A 19679-nucleotide genomic window follows, 5' to 3' on the forward strand; every position below is an offset into this window, starting at 1 on the left:
TGTGCTTTATTTATAAAAATAGATTTACTTTATTAGGCACCGGTGATAAGATACATTTAAGATTATAGTAATAAATATTACTTAAATAAAAAATGTAGTAATTTTTATTACTTTATTTATTTTTTACGACGTTTTTCTATCTTTTTCAAAAATGCAGCAAATAAACTGTAGATATTCTGCGAATAGGGGGGCAATATCTAATTTTATTAATTTAATTTTGTAAGCGTTATCCTGAGTAGAGCATTGATTAGAATATATTAAAATCGAAGAGGAGTGTATATCAGTGAGTAATTTAGCACCAGTATTATCTGAAGACATTATTAAGAGAGCAAACCTTCTTAATACAACTCTTATATCCGATGCAATGGGGTGTACAGGTTCAATGGATTATAAAATTAAGCCTGTATCTACAGGAATGAAGGTAGTTGGAACCGCTCTAACTGTAAGTTTAAGACCTGGAGATAACTTATTTCTTCATCAGGCAATCTATGATGGTACAGAAGGATATGTACTAGTTGTAGATGGAAAGGGGCATACGGCAAATGCTTACCTTGGAGAATTAATGGCAGCTGCAGCTAAAGCTATTGGACTTGAGGGGATTATTATAGATGGGGCAGTTCGGGACAAAGAGACCCTTAGTCAATCAGGATATCCTATTTTCTCAAAAGGATTTATTCCGAATGGTCCTCTTAAAGATGGTCCAGGTGAGTTACATAAACCTATTTCTTGTGGAGGCGTAGCTGTTATTCCAGGAGATCTAATTATAGGTGATGATGACGGAGTTGTTGTAGTTCCAAAAGAAAAGATTGAAGAGGTTCTTTTTAAAGCGGAAAAAAAACTAGAGTATGAGAAAACACGTTTAGAAACGATCGAAGCATTTGAAAGAGCGCGTCTGCAAGGTGAATCTGGAGGTAACATTCAGCCTTCATGGTTAAGAGAACAGATGAAAGCATATGGATTATAAACAGAAGGGAGAGCTTTAAAGTGAAATTAGGTTTTATTGGATTTGGAGAGGCGGCCTTTGAGTTATCAGTTGGCTTAAAAGGCGAAGGTTTAGAAACCATTTTTGCTCATGATGTTATGATAGACCATCCTACATATGGTCCACAAATTAAAGAACGAGCTGCTCAAGCTCAAGTAGAACTTCTTTATAGACCCGAAGAAGTTCTAAAACAAGTAGATATAGTAATAGTAGCAGTACCCGCAGATAAAGCACTTGAAGTTAGTGAGATGCTAAAACCATTTATAAAGAAAGGTTGTATCTATGTAGATGTATCAGCTTCCACTCCCATCGTAAAACAAAAAATTGATATAAATATACAAGAGAAGAATGCATTCTTTGTGGATGCCGCAATGCTAGGTCCCCTGCCAGTTTATAAACATAAGGTTCCTATTTCAGCAAGTGGTAATGGTGTAGATCGACTGATTTCTTTAATGACTCCGTACAGTATGGACATAACTAAAGTAAGTGAAAAACCTGGTGATGCCTCTGCTGTAAAGCTAATTCGCAGCATTTATATGAAAGGTGTAGTTGCTCTTTATCTAGAGTTATTAGAAGCTTCTCATGAATTTAACGTAGAACAATTAGTCTTAGATTCTATTAGTGAAACTTTAGATAGTAAGAGCTTTAGAGAAACAATGAACCGATTGGTAACTGGAACCTCTATACATGCATTAAGAAGATCAATTGAGTTAGACGGCTCTATTCAAATGCTAGAGGCCTCTAATTTAAATTCTGTTATGTCTAGAGCGGCAAAAAGTAAGTTAGAAACATTGGCTTCATTTAATTTAAAAGAAAAGTTTAAAGGACAAAAGCCAGATCATTGGTTGGATGTTATCAAAGCATGTAAAGAAGATGCTGCTGTAAACAATTAAATAAACTAATCTATTATATCAATAGTAAGAGACGGGGAGATTTACTTGGGAACATGGAATTTTCAAAGCGGTTCTATTTGGTTAGAAAAGGGGTTCATTCCAAATAAGTCTACAGGTATAACAGTTACTCATAAGAATGCTAGAGATATTCATTTATCAGAATCAAATTTAATTGTAACAACCCTAGGGGGTTTTTAATGTGGGTGGTTACTGTAATCAATGCTTATTCAAGAGAAAATAATATTATCATGTTTGAATTTAAAACAGAAAGGGAGGCAAGAGAAACTTTCGTGAAATTACAAAATCATAAAATTTTTTCTGAAATTATCTGTTGTTATAATCCAGCTTCTCCCCTAGCTGTTAACTGAGTTCTTTTAGGTTTAGGAAATCTACTTAAAAAAGATAGTGAAGAAGACCAAACAAAAGGAATGAACAAGCAAATATGGTAATTCTCCAGAGCTTGATAATAAAAGAGATATAAACGTTATGTTTAAAAATAAGGTAGTGTTGGTAACCAATGGGGAACAGGAATTAGAAAGGCTGCTTCCCATGATCAAACTTGTGGAAATTAAAAAATACCTCATATGACACTTATATAAAAGATAATTGCAGGTAAGGAATTGTAAAAGAGGTTACAGGAAGAACTGTAACCTCAATTCAAACAACTAGAATTATATGTGTGTGAATTCTTATATAAGTGATTTTGCATTTCTCCCTAAAATATAAAAGCTACGTTAGAAATCCTCTTTTATTAAGTAGCACCTCAGTTGATCTTCTTTCTTTCTTTTGAATCCAAAACTCGCGATATAGGCTATTACTAACGAAATAACCGCAGCAACACTAATCTTTATATAAGAAATCTCTAAAGCCCAAGGACCATATTGATTCGCGTTCAAATGATACATGGACCACCATTGGCCATCTTGCCCGTTAGAAAAAGAGAAGATGATCCATAGAAGGAACAAGAAAAGGAACCACACAAAAAAGACGATAATATTAGCGATTTTCTTATTTATTGGTTAGCCCTCCAACTTATAATTTATAGGTAATGTGCTTCTTTCTTATTATAGTAACAGTAATTAGAAAAACGTAAGAGTTTTTATTGAAAGAGGCTGAGTAATCCAATTGATGTCTGCTTTGTATAATACTAAAATTAAACGTAGAAACCTAAAAACATATTTCTACATAAGTAGTAAAAGCATAGAAGGGAGGAGGAATAAATGAGTGATCTTAAGTTCTCTGAACGAACCTATACAATCTCTAACTTCAAACAAAATGGGTATGAAGAACTTGTCCTATCTCAACCACTTGATGAAAATGAAGCTGAAGTCCCAGTTACAAGGCGATGGTTTTGGAGTACGGATATAGGAGAATGGGAAGAAGTTGAAATTACGATAGAGGGAAATAGTGAAAAGCCATATGAGGAATTTGTTGAAATGGCGGATTGTATATTGAAACAATTACATATCTATCTTAAAAGGTCATTCGAGTATTTAAAGCAGTTCATTTCTGCACAAAAATTTAGTGTCTATTATCTGTCCGCTGTAAGTTTTGGGCAGCTTTTAAATTTTGACGGACATATTCTTGCAGGATGTTCTTTAGCTTTTGTTTACGGCGATTATCCCAATGTATTTCAATATAAAGTAAAGTTCAACAGAAGCGGATGGCCTATTGGTTTTGAAGGTGGACCGCTATAAAGAGATAAAAGCAGAGAATTAACATATCAGTTTGTGACTATATATTTAGGGCGAATTTTTCAACAGCAGTTAAAGAGGGGAATGTATATTAAATGAGTGAATTCAATGAAAAAAAGACATTTGAAAAAGAGTTCTCAGAAGACGTAATTGACATAGCAGCGGTTACAGGTTCAGTAGGAATTGGTGCTGGAATGTCCAGTGAAGAGACTTTATGGACAGCATCAATTGATTTAATTGCATGGAAAAGTTTAGAGGAAAATGAAGTAGTCAAGAAAGAAGAGATACAGCTTAGATGGTTAGTGGACGAGGAAGAAGTGGAGAAAGCAATGAATCTACTGCAAAGTAATACCGTTGTAAAGCTACAAGTACGTACGGGAACGGATTCAATGATGCTCGTTAACATTCTGGAACCAGAGTATGAAGACGGAGAGTTAGAAACGATAGTAAAAGAATCAGTAAAGCCGGTTTATTATCATGATGAGATATTTGGCAAGTTTACACTTGAAAAGGGTATTAAAGTTTTTGAAAGAAACATTGCTTGGGAGAATGAACAGTGCGAGCTGTATTTCGACTGGCATGAAGATGAAAGTATGATGAAATCTGCGCTGAAGACAGCACACACACTTTTTGGGGAGCAGGATAAATGGAGCCGGAAAATTAGAATGTATGCCGCAGCGGAACTGGTCGATTTAGCAAACGATTGGCTACAGGAAGAGGATGAAATAGAGGAAATTACAGAAGAAATGTTTATGGATTTTATGAGTTTAGACACTATATCCGTTTATCCAGAAGGTGATTTTGATTTTTATTTTTCTGATGGAGATATGTTTGCAGGACATAGTATCGTTGTAGAAGGAAATATAAATGGGACTTTTACTAGGGCTCAAATTGCAGGATAAATAGAGTGGTTGAATGATAGTTTAAAAACAATTATGTAGTGTAAGAGAAGGAGTTTATCCTTCTCTTTTTTTATTCAATCTTGTTTTTACTCTTTTTAGGGCTTGGAGCATATACGAATTACTATGCTGCTTAAACGGATTTGTATGAGTTTTTCGTGATAGTAAACGTTTACTACTAAATTATTCTGTGATAATTATATTTTTGCTGGATTTTTTAACGATTAAAAGCAGTTTTTATCTTTATTTATCAGAAAATAAAAATTATATTGACAATTAAACGTTTACATTTTATGATTAATTACGTAAACGTTTACTATAAGTTTAAAGTTAAAAATTAAAACAACAAAGGGGATGTTTTTAATGAAAAACAAAGTAAAATGGAGTGGCGTATTTCCAGCAGTTCTTATCCCATTTAAGGACGATTATTCGATTGATGAAGAGGGCTTTCGTTCTTTAGTTCGCTGGGTTGCAGGTCACGAAGGGGTTAATGGAATTGTAGTAAATGGTCACACAGGGGAAATCATGACTTTACTACCTGAAGAACGTGCAGAAGCTGTAAGAATTGCAGCTGATGAATTAAAAGGACGTATTCCTGTTATCTCTGGTGTTTCAGCAGAGGGAACAATCGAAGCTATCCAACACGCGCAAGCTGTAGAAAAAGCTGGAGGAAGTGGGATCCTTCTTATGCCTCCACATTCTTGGCTGCGATTTGGAATGCAAGAAGAATCACCAGTACAGTTTTTTAAAGACGTGGCAGAAGCGATCAACATCTCAATCGTTGTTCACCAATATCCAACTTGGACAAAAACTTCGTATACAACCAGCCAATTATTAGAAATGGCTGCGATTCCAAACGTTGTGTCTATTAAAGTCGGACAACGAGATATTGCACAATATGAAGTAGATATTCGAGCTCTAAAAAAGAATGCGCTTGATGTCTCACTGTTAACGTGTCATGATGAATACTTGTTACCTACTTTAGTTCAAGGAATCGACGGTGCATTAGTTGGATTTGGTTGTTTTGTGCCAGGTTTAATCGCGGAATTAGTGAAATGTGTGAAAGATCAAGACTTAACGGCTGCGAATGCTGTGTATGACCGTATCTTTGAATTAAAGCAGGCTGTATATAAAATGGATGAACCTTCTTCTACTTCTCACTTGCGTATGAAAGAAGCGATGTATCAACGTGGATTAATTAGTAGTTCATTAGCGAGACGTCCAGTATTACCTTTAAAAGAAGAGGAAGTAGAAGAAATTCGTCAAGGCTTACTAAAAGTCGGATTATTAAAAGATGAAGTGAAAGCGTAATAAACATTGTAGATAGTGGTTGCAAGATTGCAACCACTATTCTTTAGTATTTAGGTGGGACTCGTTTATAATAGATAGATATACTTGACCCACGGAGGTATGTACTATGAGCGTAAGTATTAAGGACGTGGCACTTAAAGCTGGTGTGTCAACAGCTTCTGTCTCACGAGTATTGACAAATAAACCTGGTGTTGGAGCGAAAACCGCAGAGCGAATTCGTAAAGTAATGGAAGAATTAGATTATCGTCCTAATTTAGGAGCTAGAGGACTTGTTAAACAAAACACAGGAAATATTGCAGTTGTGGTTCCACGAGGATCATTTATTTTGAACAATCCATTTTTTTCAACCGTTTTAGAAGGAATAGCGAAAGGAATCGACCAAACAGACTATAATATGATGATGTCATTTACCTCTTCTCAACAGAAGAGGTTGCTTGAAACTCAAGCTGTAGATGGGGTTATTCTTTTTGCACCTAGAAATGAGGAGCTAAGTCTAGAATGGTTAGAAAGTATCCGATTACCGATTGTCGTAGTAGGGAGCTATTTAGAAGGGTCTCCTTTCCCATGCGTGCGACCGGATGATGAAGATGGTATCAAACAAGCAGTGGATGCTCTTTATCAGCTAGGACATCGGAATATCGGAATAGTAAATGGGCCGATGAGTTCCATGCATAGTGTCAGGTGTTTAAATGGATATAAAAAGAGAATGGATGAACTAGGTTTACCTTTTTCTTCTGAAAACGTATTTGAGATTGATGAGTTTGACGCTTTAAAAGCAACAACAGAAGTAGCGACATTTTTAAAGAAACATAGCAACATTACAGGGGTCGTTTGCTCATCTGATTATTTAGCCATCGGGGTTATTAAGGCAGCCAATATGCTTGGACTATCTGTACCCAAAGATTTATCAGTGGTTGGTGCAGATGATGTTCCAATTTCAGATTTTATTACGCCTGCTTTATCTACAGTGCATGTCGATTTATTAGGTATTGGTCAAAGAGCAACCTCGATACTGATGAATATGCTCGAAGGAAAACAGATTCGAAAAAAAGATGTCGTATTCAATATGGAGTATATTAACAGATCTACAACCGATAGTCCAAAACATAACTAAGATTCATACCTAGGCTCTAAAAAGATTTTAGAGTCTACTATTTGCTGCCTTTAACTGTAAACCCTTTCATTTAATTTCTGATTTAATAAGTTTTGTTTCACGTATCTTAGGGTGATTGTCATTCCGATTTGAGGGAATTGCTATTAAGGAGGATTTATGTATGAATACAGAATTGAACAGAAATTCTTCAGAACCCACTAAGAATATCAACTATGATCACGAAGAAATTGGTTTGTCTAATCGTGCTACCGAACTGCTTACACGGATAGAAAGCGTTCCCTTTTCACGTTGGCATATTAAACCGCGCGTAATTATGGGTTCAGCCACGTTTTTTGATGCTTTTGACGCGTTATCTCTGGCATTCGTTTTACCCGTGTTAATTGGAATATGGAATTTAACCCCTGGTCAAATCGGTATTCTTATCGGTTCTGGATATCTTGGACAAGCAATTGGAGCTATCTTCTTTGGGTGGTTGGCGGAACGATTTGGACGTGTCTATAGTGCTAAATGGACCATTTTTTTAATGTCAATCATGAGTATTGCTTGTGCATTTGCAGGTAATTTTCATGCGCTACTGTGGTTACGGTTTGTACAAGGTATCGGAGTAGGTGGTGAAGTTCCTGTTGCCGCAGCTTATATAAATGAACTTTCAGTTGCACAAGGGCGCGGACGTTTTTTTATGCTATATGAAATGATTTTCCCTCTTGGGTTGATGATATCTGCACAGATTGGTGCTTTAGTTGTACCTAGCTTTGGATGGAAGTGGATGTTTTTGATTGGGGGTATCGGCGGGTTAATTGTTTTTTTATTTTTCTTTAAGCTGCGTGAATCGCCTCGTTGGCTAATTTCAAAGGGCAGGTTTGACGAAGCAGAACGAGTAATTGAAGAGATTGAATCGAGTACAGATAAACGTATAGAAGCAAAAATTAGTGCACCTCAAGCTGTAGTAAAAGGCGATTGGAAAGAATTGTTTTCTCCTTTTTACCGGAGTAGAACGCTCATTGTCTGGACACTTTGGTTTTCTTCTTACTTTGTTGCGAATGGACTTAACAACTGGCTTCCAAGTTTATATAAAACAGTGTATAACCTTCCATTGAAGGAATCTCTACATGCAGCGTCATTAACGAATGTGATTCAAACAGTAGCTGTATTTGCGTGCGCTTTACTTATTGATAGAGTTGGACGTAAAAGATGGGCAACTATTGCTTTTCTAGTTGTAGGATTACTTTTAACAACGCTTTGGTTTAACGGTGCCAAATCTGCTGAAAGTGTTATGTATTTAGGTTCAGCAGCATACGGCGTTATGGGAACCATTACAGTTCTTCTCTATCTCTATACGCCAGAAATTTATCCAACACGTATGAGAGTACTTGGAATCGCGTTTGCAACAGCATGGCTGCGACTAGCTTCGGCTATTGCTCCTACAATACTTGGCTTTGTGTTAGGAGCTAAGGGAATTACCTCTGTTTTTGTTCTGTTTGCTTGTGTAGCTGCAGTAGGTGCATTTATGGCGTTTAAGATGATTGAAACACGTGAAAAGGTATTAGAAGATATTGCACCATAAAAGAGCAAGTTCCAAGAGGTAAGGTTAAGCCAATCTTACCTCTTTTATTAGTGAATGCTGCTATTCATTAATTCTTACAATTTTTAAAACGTTCATTATAAGGAAAGGTTGCTTTTTTGATTGCCGTTATCTTTTATAAGTAGCTTTATAAAGAAAAGGGGGTAAACCATCAAGTACAAATTAAAAGCCCACCATGTGAAATCGAAATCTTTAATAAATGCCCAATATGCAATAGCCTGTAGCCCTGAGCAAAATGTTAACACTAGAGAAATTAAAGCGTATCCTTTCCATGATTCTCTACGCAACCTGTATAAATATAGGCTAAACAATCCAGTGAATGAAATAAGAATATCTAGAGGGAAGAACGACCAGTTCCAGGCTATCACTATGGGGTTATCATAATCTTTGAAGGCTGCACTTTTGGGTATCAATTCAAAGTAAGTAACAATCCAATAGATAATAAACCCAATATCTGTGACAAGAAAAAAAAGTTTTAAATATCTCATTTTTTTACCTCATGTGTTCGCCTAAAGTAGATTTACTAGTATCACCTTCTTTTTCACCCGTCATATTTAATGTTACCACGCCTATAATAATGAGAGCTATAGCAACAATTTTTAGCAGGCTTACACTTTCATTAAAGTACATAAATCCAATTAACGTAATAATTATAATCCCCATCCCTGACCAAATAGCGTAAGCGATTGAAACCTCTAAACTTTTTAAAGTTAACGTTAAAAAGTACAAACTACAAATATAAAAAAGTATAAGTAGCACACTTGGTATAACTTTAGTAAAACCGTCTGATAATTTCATGGACGTTGTACCAGCTACTTCAAAAAGAATAGCTAAACATAGATAAATCCAATGCACATCTTTTCGCCACCTTATTTTTTTATAGAAATGCCATTCAAAAGAATATCCATAACAGATTTTAATATTTCACTCATTGTTAAGTTAGTTTTTAGCGAAAAGTTTGGCTGATAAATTTGGTTGATTGCGCCCAAGTATAGCTCTACAAACAGTTGTAAATTAATTTCACGTATAACTCCGGTTTCTATGCCTTCTTCCATAAGTTTTACCACTAGATCCCACTCTTGCTTTAGAAAGTCATCTATCTTAACCCATTGATTATAGTGAAGCCGTTTTAAATCTGCTAATAGGCGAATGTCCATTGTGCTAAACTCTTCAGGAACACATATAAGAACTTGAGTAATCTTTTCCGGTAAACTTAGACTTTCATCATGGAAGATTTCTTCTTCTTTGTTCTTGATCTGTAGGATGAGATTTTCGATTATCGAGTCAATGATGTCGTCTTTGGAGTTGAAATGTTGGTACATGGTTCGTTTGCTCGTTCCTAAATTCTTAGCCAAATCGCTAATAGTAAAAGACAAACCTTTTTGCTGAATTAAAAAAATAGCTTCTTGTGTAATCCTTTCTTTCATAAAAAACCTCCATTTGGTACCAAAAATAATTTTATAGTACCAAGTGTATTTTACAACATATTTTTCCAAAAATAAACATTTTTATCTTGTGTTTACTTTTTTAGATGTGAAGAATCTGGGCTCTTATTATTTTGGTTTTAGAACGATTTATCAATATTTTTAAAATTAAAGTTAATATATTTAATTTTTAATATAAAATTATTTAATTTTATTGTTTTTAATATTAAATAATTGTTGTATAATCAAATTAACTAAAAGAAGGAGATTTGATTATGGCTTATAAAGTACTTACAAATTGTCCTGTCTGCAGTGAAACGTTAAAAATTACAAAGCTGCAGTGCAGCCATTGTCACACGACGATTGAAAATGAGTTTGAATTATCTAAGCTGGCATCTTTATCGAGTGATCAGCTTCATTTTGTAGAAGTGTTTTTAACGTGCAGAGGAAATATCAAAGAAGTTGAGAAAGAACTGGGCGTCTCGTACCCAACCGTCCGAGGCAAGCTGACTGACATCATTTCATCTCTTGGATATGTAGAAAAAAAGAAAAACGAAGTAGACGAGAAAAAAGTTGTGTCTATGTTAGAAAATGGTGAAATTACAGCAGAAGAAGCCATCAAGCTCTTAAAAGAAGAATAGGGGGATTGTCTATGAAAGAGGAAATTACAAAAGTGTTAACAATGGTTCAAGAAGGAAAAATTGATGCAGAAAAGGGATCAGAACTGATTCAAGTGTTAAAAGAAAAAGAAGAAACAGGCAATAAGCTTTTGAAGAAACCGAATGCGTATTTAGATAAAACGTTAAAAATTCGAATTGTTTCAACTGAAAATGATAATGTGAAGGTTAATTTGCCAATAAAGCTTGTCAAGCTGGTATTAATGGCTGGACACAGCATCGCAGCAAGTATTCCTCAATCAGAAAAATATGTAAAAGATATAGACATAAACCTGATTGTTGAAGCAATTGAAAACGAGTTAGATGGCCAGATTGTTGATATTAAATCGGCGAACGGAGATACCGTTTCAGTCATCATTGAGTAACGGTGCGCTTATGATTCATGTAAAAGTGAAAACCAAAGAAGCTCGGTTTAGTATCCCAATTCCATATGCTCTTTTAAACATTGCTATTAGCGTTGCTTTTTCGAAATTTATCCAGAAGCATATAGATAAATGGACAAAAGAACATTTTAAAAGAAAAGAGCTGAACTTTACTTTTCCGCTAATAGATAAAAGTGTGCTAAAGCCTATTGTTAAGGAACTGAAGAAACATAAGGGAATGGTACTAGTAGATGTCAAAGCTACTGACGGTACGGAGGTAAGAGTTAAACTATAATTTAGTGTAAAGTGCAGTTGGCTTTAAAGAACTAAAATGAAAATGGCTCCGAGTGTCTGAGCTTATTTAATAAAAGGTCTTAAATATTTGAAAGTAGAAAAAGACTTTCGTTAGTTATATACACGAGTACTATCTAACAGTTGGGTATTCTCTATGTGTCCAAATAGAAGGAGCAAACTCTGGTGAGAGGGGGGTGCTTCTTTTATTTATGTATACGCTTCTGTTTATAGGTCTTGAGATAAGTTTTGATACAAAAAAGGGTCTCAATTTGGCTCAGAATCATTAAGTATAGTTGCGTTTCAAAAACCATTCCACTTTTAATAAGAACAGCAAAGTTCAGCCGTTATATTTTCCACTTCCATGCTCATATCCACATAAAATCATGAATATGTTTTTAATAAGCCGTTAAGCGTTTTAACTAGCTGCAAAAAATATAAAAATTTATGTTGACAGCAGGAGCATATGATTTTATAATTATCCTTAATTCAAGATATTTTAATTCGAGATTTTAAAGTAATGAAAAAATAGGAGGAATAAAAATGGTGAGTATTGGTTTGTTGTTAATACGTTTGGTCATTGGATTATCTTTTATGGCACATGGAACTCAGAAATTATTTGGATGGTTCGGCGGTCACGGCTTAAAAGGAACGGGCGGATGGTTTGAATCTATCGGAATGAAGCCAGGCGTTAGAATGGCGTTAATGGCTGGTTTATCTGAGCTAGTAGGTGGAGCTTTATTTGCTGCAGGACTTCTTACGCCGCTTGGAGCACTTTTGATTGCCGGAACAATGGTTATGGCGATTGTGAAAGTACACGGTCCAAATGGATACTGGGCAACACAAAACGGGTATGAATATAACCTTATGCTTTTAGTTGTAGCGATCGGTGTAGCAATTGCAGGACCAGGTTATTATGCACTAGATACTTTTATTTTCTAAAAGAGAAAATGGGTTGGAATAAGCAAGGTGCTTTTATTTTTTGACTAATATCTCGAATTCGAGATATTTACGATAAATAGTTGTAATTTTAAGAGGGATAACGAAACATATGACGAAAAATGTATCGAAGGAGATGGTAGTAATGAGTAAAAAAACAGCGGGTATTCATCATATCACGGCGATTGTAGGTCATCCTCAGGAAAATGTTGATTTCTATACGGGCGTGTTAGGGTTACGCTTGGTCAAACAAACGGTAAACTTTGATGATCCAGGAACGTATCACCTTTACTTTGGGAATGAAGGCGGAAAACCTGGAACGATTATCACATTCTTTCCGTGGGCAAATGCACGACAAGGAAAAATAGGCGACGGGCAAGTTGGCGTAACTTCCTATGTGGTTCCAAAAGGTGCGATGGGCTTTTGGGAACAGCGATTAGCTAAGTTTGGAGTTCCAGCTACAAAGATGGAGCGATTTGGAGAGCAGTATTTAGAGTTTGACGATCCTCATGGTTTGCATCTAGAGATTGTGGAAAGAGAAGAAGGTGAAAAGAATACGTGGCAAGCTGGTGAAATTAATTCAGATGTTGCTATTAAAGGATTCGGAGGCGCTACGCTATTATCCGTTCGACCTGATGAAACAGCTCAATTATTAGAAAACGTAATGGGTCTACAAAAAGTAGGGCAAGAAGGAGATTTTATACGTTTTCAATCATCAGCTGACATTGGAAATATCATCGATTTAAAATTAACAACCATTGGACGCGGGCAAATGGGCGTTGGAACGGTTCACCATATTGCATGGCGAGCAAAAGATGATGAAGATCAGTTAGAATGGCAGAAATACGTAGCCGATAGCGGATACGGAGTGACGGCTGTTCGAGATCGAAATTACTTTAATGCGATTTACTTTAAAGAACACGGAGAAATTCTATTTGAAATTGCAACAGATCCTCCAGGCTTTGCACATGATGAGTCACTTAAAACAATGGGAGAAAAGCTCATGCTGCCTGAACAGTATGAAACTCATCGAGATCAAATTGAAAGAGCTTTGATTCCTTTTGAAGTGAGAGAATTAGACTAAAGGAATTCTTTTAGTAATAGTAAAATGCTAGTTCAATTCTAAATTAGGTACAAAGAAGGAATTAATTTATCTATATATAAAACTAATATCTATATTTGAAACACCGTGGTAATATGAAATTAATTCCAAGTGAGGAGGTGAATAGATGACAAAAACCATTGGTCTTATTTGTGGAAGTTTACGAAAGAATTCGTATAACCGAATGATTGCTGAGTCATTGACTACATTAGATGACTCAGCTCAATATCGCTGGATTGAAATAAGCAGCCTGCCTTTTTTTAATGAAGACTTAGAAGCTGACGGATCACCAGAATCTGTCGCATCCTTTAGAGCTGCGATTCAAGATGTTGATGGTGTTATCATTGTAAGTCCAGAGTACAATTCCGGAATTACAGGGGTATTAAAAAATGCTTTGGACTGGGCATCAAGGCCTCGGACTTCTTCTGTTTTAAACAGAAAACCAGTTGGTCTCATTGGAGCAACTCCAGGAGGCTTCGGTACGGCTTTTGCTCAAAAGCAAACGAGAGAAATACTAGAAGCTATGCAAGTTCATGTTTTACCATTTCAAAAAATGCTGATTTCGCAAGTTCATGAAAAAGTTGATGCTCAGCAAAAGGTACTAACTGATGAGTCAACAAAACGCTATCTTCAGCGCTACTTACAGCAGTTCATTCATTGGATTGATCAAGCGCCTGTTCCTGTTCTAGATTAAGAAAGAGAACACACCTCACGAACCTTCACCTCAGAAATAACTTTTCTTTCTATACATGTTTTACTCAACAGATCATAAATGAAATCCAAAAAACCGTTCAAATGATAGACCGCTTGTAAGGAATGGAAAAGGTACGTGTCCTTACTTGCCTTAATTTAAGGAGGATGATAAAATGTCTGATCTTTACTCTCGCCTTTCAAAAGATGATGCTGCCGTGCTTTTAGTTGACCACCAAACGGGTCTTATTTCCGGCCTTGTACGTGATTATGGTGTTGATGAATTTAAAAACAACGTATTGGCTCTTGGTGATACGGCTAAATTCTTTGATTTACCGGTTATTTTAACAACTAGCTTTGAAAATGGACCCAACGGCCCGCTAATGGGGGAACTCGTTGATTTGTTTCCTGACGCGCCAAAAATAGCTCGTCCTGGACAAATTAACGCGTGGGACAACGAAGAGTTTGTTAAAGCCATTAAAGCGACCGGGAAAAAACAGCTGATTATCGCCGGTGTAGTGACAGACGTCTGCGTTGCTTTTCCTGCGCTTTCTGCCATTAAAGCAGGCTACGAAGTGTTTGTTGTGACAGACGCTTCCGGGACGTTCAATAAGCAAGTCGCAGATGCGGCATTAACGCGTATGGCTCACGGCGGCGCGCAGCTTATGAACTGGTTTAGCGTAGCGTGCGAGCTGCAGCGTGACTGGCGCAACGACGTTGAAGGTTTTGGTAATTTAATTTCTAGTCATCTTCCTGGTTATCAAAACTTAATGGGCAGCTATAGAGGAGCTCAGCGCGATTTCAGCAAGCAGGGCGTTTAACGTAGCGGAGCTTCATTTTGGCATCGGTCGTTCTCTTTACATATAAGACATGAAAGTAGAATGGCATCTATGGAGCATTTATGTGACGGAGAAAATGTAACGACATAAGAGCAATTGTTAGATAGATGAGCCGACTGATGAACAGTCGGCTCATCTATCTTTTACTACGCTGCCTGTCATGAAGTATGCATCTCTTGTATATAAAATAAAATACATTCACTACAGCTTATAAATGATAGGAAGGGATGCGGAGTAGTGGAAGAAAAAAAAGTTACGTGGCTGGAGCTTTTTTATGATTTGTTATTTGTGGCGGCTGTTGCTACTGCTACGCATGTTTTGCTTCACGTTGAACAAGGGTATATTCATGGAGAGTATTTGTTAAAGTTTGTACTAATTTTTATTCCTATATGGTGGGCGTGGACCGGACAAACGATGTTTATCAATCGGTTTGGACAAGATTTTTTGCATCAGCGCATCTTTATGATTCTTCAAATGCTGTTTGTTCTTATCATGATCTCAAGCCTGTCCGTAGATTTTGATCAATATTACGTGTCTTTTTTGATTGGCTATATTGGACTAAGAGCGTTAACCGCTCTTCAGTATCTTATTGTTCAAAAATTTGAACGAGATGAACGAAAAAAAGTTGCTGTATTTTTAGGTACATGCTTTGGAATTGGGATCTTTATCTCGCTTCTTTCGCTTCTTTTTGATTCATGGATTCGCTACGCCGTGTTGTATACAGGGATTGCAGTTGATATGATTTTACCTGTTTTAGGGCATAATAGACTGGCAAAATTACCGACCAACACCGCTCATTTATTAGAGCGTTTTGCTTTGTTAACATTAATCCTGTTTGGAGAATCCGTTGTCAGCATTCTTGCTGTGATACAGCCACAAAAAGGGGACTGGAATACCATTTTATTTTCGGTTATTTCATTTGTCCTGATTATTGCTATGTGGTGGCAGTACTTTGAGAATGTAGAAAAGAAAGTAAACAAGTCTATTCAAAGAGCCGGACAAACGATTATTTACGGACACTTACTTATCCTCATGTCTCTAAGCATGATTGCAGCATCAATTAAGCTCATGTTTTTACATGAAGTTCAGTACACATTCAGCTTATATTTTGTATTCGGATCCGTGCTGCTTTATTTCATGGCAACCACTCTTGTTTTTCACCAATATAGATTTGAACAACATCGTTTGAAAGTGTATCACTTGGGAATGTTTTTAGGGATTTTAGCGGTATTTTTTATTGTTAACTTAATACTGATTGTTCCCAGCACTGTCATCATAGGAGAATTAGCGATCTTTTTTATGATCTACGCTAGGTTTACGACCACTTAACCAAATAAAGAACGACTATATAATGGAGGTAGCGAAATGGCAAAGATTACGGTAGGAACAGAAAATGAAGCACCTATTGAACTATACTACGAGGATCATGGCACAGGAAAGCCGGTTGTCTTAATTCACGGCTGGCCACTAAGCGGACGTTCTTGGGAATATCAAGTTCCGGCTCTTATTGAGGCTGGACACAGAGTCATCACGTATGACCGCCGAGGATTCGGCAAGTCTTCTCAGCCATGGAACGGCTACGATTATGATACATTCGCTGCTGATTTACATCAGCTGCTAGAACATTTGGATTTAAAAAATGTGACACTAGTTGGGTTTTCAATGGGTGGCGGAGAAGTAGCCCGTTATGTAGGAACATACGGCACAGATAGAGTAGAAAAAGCCGTATTTGCAGGAGCCGTACCACCATTTCTTTACAAGTCAGAGGATCATCCTGAAGGAGCATTGGATGATGCAGGCATTCAAGAATTTGAAAACGGCGTAAAAAATGATCGTTTAGCTTTTCTTGATGATTTTACAAAAACATTTTTTGGAGCTAAAGACGGAAAGGGCTTAGTCAGCGAACCATTTCGACTGTACAACCGGGATATTGCAGCAGCTGCATCACCTAAAGGGACGCTAGACTGTATAGCTGCTTTCAGCAAAACGGATTTCAGAGCCGATTTAGCTAAGTTTACAATACCGACTCTTATTATTCACGGTGATGCAGACGAGATCGTTCCATTTGAATATAGCGGAAAGCGAACGCATGAAGCTATTTCTGGTTCTAAGTTAGCCTTAATAAAAGGCGGTCCGCACGGCTTAAATGCAACGCATGCACACGAATTTAACGAAGCGCTGGTGTCATTTTTACGAGACTGAATGTAAGTGAATGTTTGATAAGTAAAAACAGCTCGGAAAATAGTTAATGAACAGAAGAAGTGACCAAAGGGTCACTTCTTTTTTGTTTTTTTACGCCGATAGAAAAGCGTACTATAGTAAGGGAGGCCATTTAAATTGCTTTGCTATAGCTTTAAAAGATAAAAATCAAATAATAAACGTTTGCCATTCTGTGGTGCGAGAGCTTATGTTAAACTTTTAAATGGGAAATATAACCTTCAGTCCAACAGCTATTCTAAAATGACAACAAAGATTGGATTGAACAGTTATGTAATCGCTAACACTTCTATTTTATAATAAACATGAGGAGGATAATAAGATGTTTGATCATAAATCATTGCAGCTGCTTGAGCAGATGATTAATTACCCGAAGTTATCAATTCCGGAGTTGAGACTTCAAATAAATTTATCACCTCGACAATTTGCTTATACGCTTGATAAGTTGAACAATGCATTAAGCAATTTAGATTTACCGGAAATTCAAGTGATTGATGTAGAATTTAAGGTTGATGAAAGAATTAAAAATTATTGGAAACTAGAAGGCACATCGCTTAACCGTCAGCAGTCAGTTTTTCAAGAGACTGAGCGGATATACTTAATTTATTTATACACGTATATAAGAAAAGAGCCGATAGCAAATATACATTATCAGTCTTTTCTGCAGGTAAGCAGGAATACAGCACTAGCGGATATTAAAAAGCTTCGTTCGTATTGTGAGAAAGAAGGCATTCAGTTATCTTATAACCGGACAGATGGCTTTCATCTAGAGGGAGAAGAGAGGCTTAAGCGTCGATTTGCAACTATTTGTATTGGAACACTTTTGCAATTGCCAATGGGCATTTCAGGGATGAAGCAGGTTCTTAATAGTTGGAATTATGAAAATACGGGTTCGGCAATTAGAGAGAACGTAAATGATTTAGCTAAAAAATATCGGATTGATTTTGTTAGTAACCGGCTAGATCAGCTAGTTTATGAACTCTTATTTCTACAGTGCAGGTCTGGGCATCATAAACTGATTCTACCAATCAAGCAAACTAAATTAATGAAAGAACAGCCCTTACTAAAAATGGGGGAAGAGCTATCAGCTTATTTATTTGATGAAGTGGCTGAAGCAGAGGTTATCTATCTAACGGTTCAATTGTTATCTGCTATGCAGAATATAGACGAGCTCCATATTGATGAAAAGCTTGACCTTGTATCGAGTACTATTATTTCAGAAGTAGAGCGCTTAATATTAGTACCATTTAAGGAAAGGCATATTTTAAAATCGCTCTTATATAAACATTTGGTACCAGCCTATTTTAGAATCATCTGTGAAGTGCCATTATCAAATCCGTTGATTGACACAATTAAAACAGAGCACGGTGTACTCTTTGAATTTGTTAAACAGGCGTTGAAGCCGCTTTCTGAATATACGGGAAAATGGATTTCAGATGAAGAGATAGGGTATTTTACGATTTTATTCGGTGGGCATGTTCGAAAACTGGAGGCTAAACCTAAAGTGTATAGAGCCACAATCGTTTGCCCAAACGGGATTAGTTCCTCGATGATGCTACGAACGCAATTACGACAATTGTTTCCAAAATTGCATTTTACAGAATCATATTCGGCTGCAGAAATCGAAAAACTGTCACCAGACAGTTACGATATGATTTTTTCAACTATTTATTTGGAATCATCCAAGCCTGTTTATTTAACACGTCCATTATTAACAGCGCTAGAGGAAAACTATTTGCAGCAGGCCGTGGCAGCTGATTTCAATTTGCCGGTTCAATCAACTATCCCAATGGATAAGTTAATGGCGACCATACGAAAATATGCAACTATTAAAAATGAAAAAGCGCTTTATGAAGATTTAACGAAACATTTAAGACAGAGCCATACACGTGAAAGGAGTTACGCCCCTATGCTTTCTGAACTTTTAACAGAGGATAAGATTCAATTCTCTGACGCTTCTCTAGAGTGGGAAGAAGCAATCCAACTAGCAGCAAAACCTTTGGAGGAACAGCATTATATTACCTCAGCCTATACTCAAGCAATGATTGATAGAGTTTTAGAAATGGGAGCTTTTATTCATATAGGGAAAGGAATTGCTATTCCTCATGCCCGGCCAGAACAAGGTGTACAAGAGCTTGGTATGTCCCTTTTACGAATGAAGAAACCAGTTTTGTTACTGAACCAAGAAGAACATGCAATTGACTTGTTTATCTGTCTAGCAGCCATTGATAACAAATTACATTTAAAAGCACTGTCAGAATTGACCTCATTTTTAGTAAATGAAGACTCATTAAAACGTTTAAAAGAAGCTGAAACTTCAGCTGAAATTATAGCTATGATGCGAAAAAAAGGAGAAGATGAATAATGAAAATTTTAACAGTATGCGGATCAGGATTAGGAACAAGTTTTATGGTGGAAATGAATATTCAACAGTTGTTGAATGAGATGGGAGTAAGCGGCGTAGAAGTAAATCATTCTGATTTAGGTTCTGCAACACCAGAGGATGCAGACGTGTTCTTCCTTGCAAAAGATATTGCGGAGGGCGGGGCAAGCTTAGGAAACGTCGTAATTTTGGATAATATTATTGATTTAGAAGAATTACGCGCTAAATTAACAGGGGTTCTGCAAGAAAAAAATCTACTGTAAAGAAACTGAGAGGTGAT

At 36.6% G+C, this 19679-nt stretch carries 21 protein-coding genes; 18 read left to right on the top strand and 3 right to left on the bottom strand.

Annotation, left to right across the window (positions count from 1 at the left end):
• Positions 1–283: 283 nt before the first annotated feature.
• The 7 genes from SCI76_RS22035 (at position 284) to SCI76_RS22065 (ending at position 8457) form a co-directional block, all read left to right on the top strand.
• Positions 284–964: an S-adenosylmethionine--2-demethylmenaquinone methyltransferase gene (locus tag SCI76_RS22035; RefSeq protein ID WP_048019338.1), complete on the top strand. Its 681-nt coding sequence runs from the start codon at positions 284–286 to the stop codon at positions 962–964.
• Positions 965–984: 20 nt separating this feature from the next.
• Positions 985–1875 carry a prephenate dehydrogenase/arogenate dehydrogenase family protein gene (locus SCI76_RS22040; RefSeq protein WP_063247193.1) on the top strand — a complete coding sequence of 297 codons (891 nt, stop codon included), beginning with the start codon at positions 985–987 and terminating at the stop codon, positions 1873–1875.
• 1220 nt (positions 1876–3095) lie between these two features.
• Entirely contained in the window at positions 3096–3572 is a 477-nt protein-coding gene (locus SCI76_RS22045; protein ID WP_063247100.1) for a hypothetical protein, read from the top strand.
• A 92-nt stretch (positions 3573–3664) separates the two neighbouring features.
• Positions 3665–4471 (top strand): DUF2262 domain-containing protein, encoded by an 807-nt coding sequence (locus SCI76_RS22050; RefSeq protein WP_168761134.1) that lies wholly within the window; start codon positions 3665–3667, stop codon positions 4469–4471.
• A 360-nt stretch (positions 4472–4831) separates the two neighbouring features.
• A complete protein-coding gene (locus SCI76_RS22055; RefSeq protein ID WP_407544333.1) occupies positions 4832–5779 on the top strand; it encodes a dihydrodipicolinate synthase family protein in 948 nt (315 codons plus the stop codon).
• A 106-nt stretch (positions 5780–5885) separates the two neighbouring features.
• Complete coding sequence (locus tag SCI76_RS22060; protein ID WP_063247097.1) at positions 5886–6893, top strand: LacI family DNA-binding transcriptional regulator; 1008 nt, start codon at positions 5886–5888, stop codon at positions 6891–6893.
• 160 nt (positions 6894–7053) lie between these two features.
• Positions 7054–8457 carry an MFS transporter gene (locus tag SCI76_RS22065; protein WP_034267369.1) on the top strand — a complete coding sequence of 468 codons (1404 nt, stop codon included), beginning with the start codon at positions 7054–7056 and terminating at the stop codon, positions 8455–8457.
• A gap of 95 nt (positions 8458–8552) precedes the next feature.
• On the opposite strand, the gene SCI76_RS22070 is transcribed toward SCI76_RS22065, so the two are convergent.
• The 3 genes from SCI76_RS22070 to SCI76_RS22080 are packed head-to-tail and all read right to left on the bottom strand — an operon-like array spanning position 8553 to position 9902.
• On the bottom strand, positions 8553–8963 hold the full coding sequence (locus SCI76_RS22070; protein WP_063247096.1) for a YvaD family protein: 411 nt from the start codon (positions 8961–8963) through the stop codon (positions 8553–8555).
• A gap of 4 nt (positions 8964–8967) precedes the next feature.
• Entirely contained in the window at positions 8968–9330 is a 363-nt protein-coding gene (locus SCI76_RS22075; protein ID WP_063247095.1) for a multidrug efflux SMR transporter, read from the bottom strand.
• Positions 9331–9344: 14 nt separating this feature from the next.
• Positions 9345–9902, bottom strand: coding sequence for a TetR/AcrR family transcriptional regulator (locus tag SCI76_RS22080; protein WP_047750134.1), 558 nt, complete (start codon positions 9900–9902; stop codon positions 9345–9347).
• A gap of 272 nt (positions 9903–10174) precedes the next feature.
• Here SCI76_RS22080 and SCI76_RS22085 point away from each other — a divergent pair, with 272 nt between their 5' ends.
• From SCI76_RS22085 to SCI76_RS22135, 11 genes are all read left to right on the top strand, one after another.
• The gene (locus SCI76_RS22085; RefSeq protein ID WP_028409887.1) at positions 10175–10540 is read left to right on the top strand and encodes a DUF2089 domain-containing protein; all 366 of its coding nucleotides are present in this window, start codon (positions 10175–10177) and stop codon (positions 10538–10540) included.
• Between the two features lie 11 nt (positions 10541–10551).
• On the top strand, positions 10552–10941 hold the full coding sequence (locus SCI76_RS22090) for an SHOCT-like domain-containing protein (RefSeq protein ID WP_063247093.1): 390 nt from the start codon (positions 10552–10554) through the stop codon (positions 10939–10941).
• 10 nt (positions 10942–10951) lie between these two features.
• A complete protein-coding gene (locus tag SCI76_RS22095; protein WP_063247192.1) occupies positions 10952–11233 on the top strand; it encodes a hypothetical protein in 282 nt (93 codons plus the stop codon).
• 539 nt (positions 11234–11772) lie between these two features.
• A complete protein-coding gene (locus SCI76_RS22100; protein WP_063247092.1) occupies positions 11773–12171 on the top strand; it encodes a DoxX family protein in 399 nt (132 codons plus the stop codon).
• Between the two features lie 142 nt (positions 12172–12313).
• On the top strand, positions 12314–13252 hold the full coding sequence (locus SCI76_RS22105) for a ring-cleaving dioxygenase (protein ID WP_310884040.1): 939 nt from the start codon (positions 12314–12316) through the stop codon (positions 13250–13252).
• Positions 13253–13397: 145 nt separating this feature from the next.
• A complete protein-coding gene (locus SCI76_RS22110; protein WP_047750138.1) occupies positions 13398–13964 on the top strand; it encodes an NADPH-dependent FMN reductase in 567 nt (188 codons plus the stop codon).
• Positions 13965–14136: 172 nt separating this feature from the next.
• The gene (gene ycaC / locus SCI76_RS22115) at positions 14137–14781 is read left to right on the top strand and encodes an isochorismate family cysteine hydrolase YcaC (RefSeq protein ID WP_063247090.1); all 645 of its coding nucleotides are present in this window, start codon (positions 14137–14139) and stop codon (positions 14779–14781) included.
• Between the two features lie 255 nt (positions 14782–15036).
• Positions 15037–16128, top strand: a complete 1092-nt coding sequence (locus SCI76_RS22120) for a low temperature requirement protein A (protein WP_063247089.1) — start codon at positions 15037–15039, stop codon at positions 16126–16128.
• 36 nt (positions 16129–16164) lie between these two features.
• A complete protein-coding gene (locus SCI76_RS22125; RefSeq protein WP_063247088.1) occupies positions 16165–17001 on the top strand; it encodes an alpha/beta fold hydrolase in 837 nt (278 codons plus the stop codon).
• 337 nt (positions 17002–17338) lie between these two features.
• Entirely contained in the window at positions 17339–19381 is a 2043-nt protein-coding gene (locus SCI76_RS22130; protein WP_275210917.1) for a BglG family transcription antiterminator, read from the top strand.
• Positions 19381–19662, top strand: a complete 282-nt coding sequence (locus tag SCI76_RS22135; RefSeq protein ID WP_028414844.1) for a PTS sugar transporter subunit IIB — start codon at positions 19381–19383, stop codon at positions 19660–19662. The genes SCI76_RS22130 and SCI76_RS22135 overlap by 1 nt, the downstream gene beginning before the upstream one ends.
• Positions 19663–19679: the final 17 nt, after the last annotated feature.

The sequence above is a fragment of the Priestia sp. HNGD-A6 genome (assembly GCF_045784335.1).
GTDB classification, from domain to species: Bacteria; Bacillota; Bacilli; order Bacillales; family Bacillaceae_H; genus Priestia; species Priestia zanthoxyli.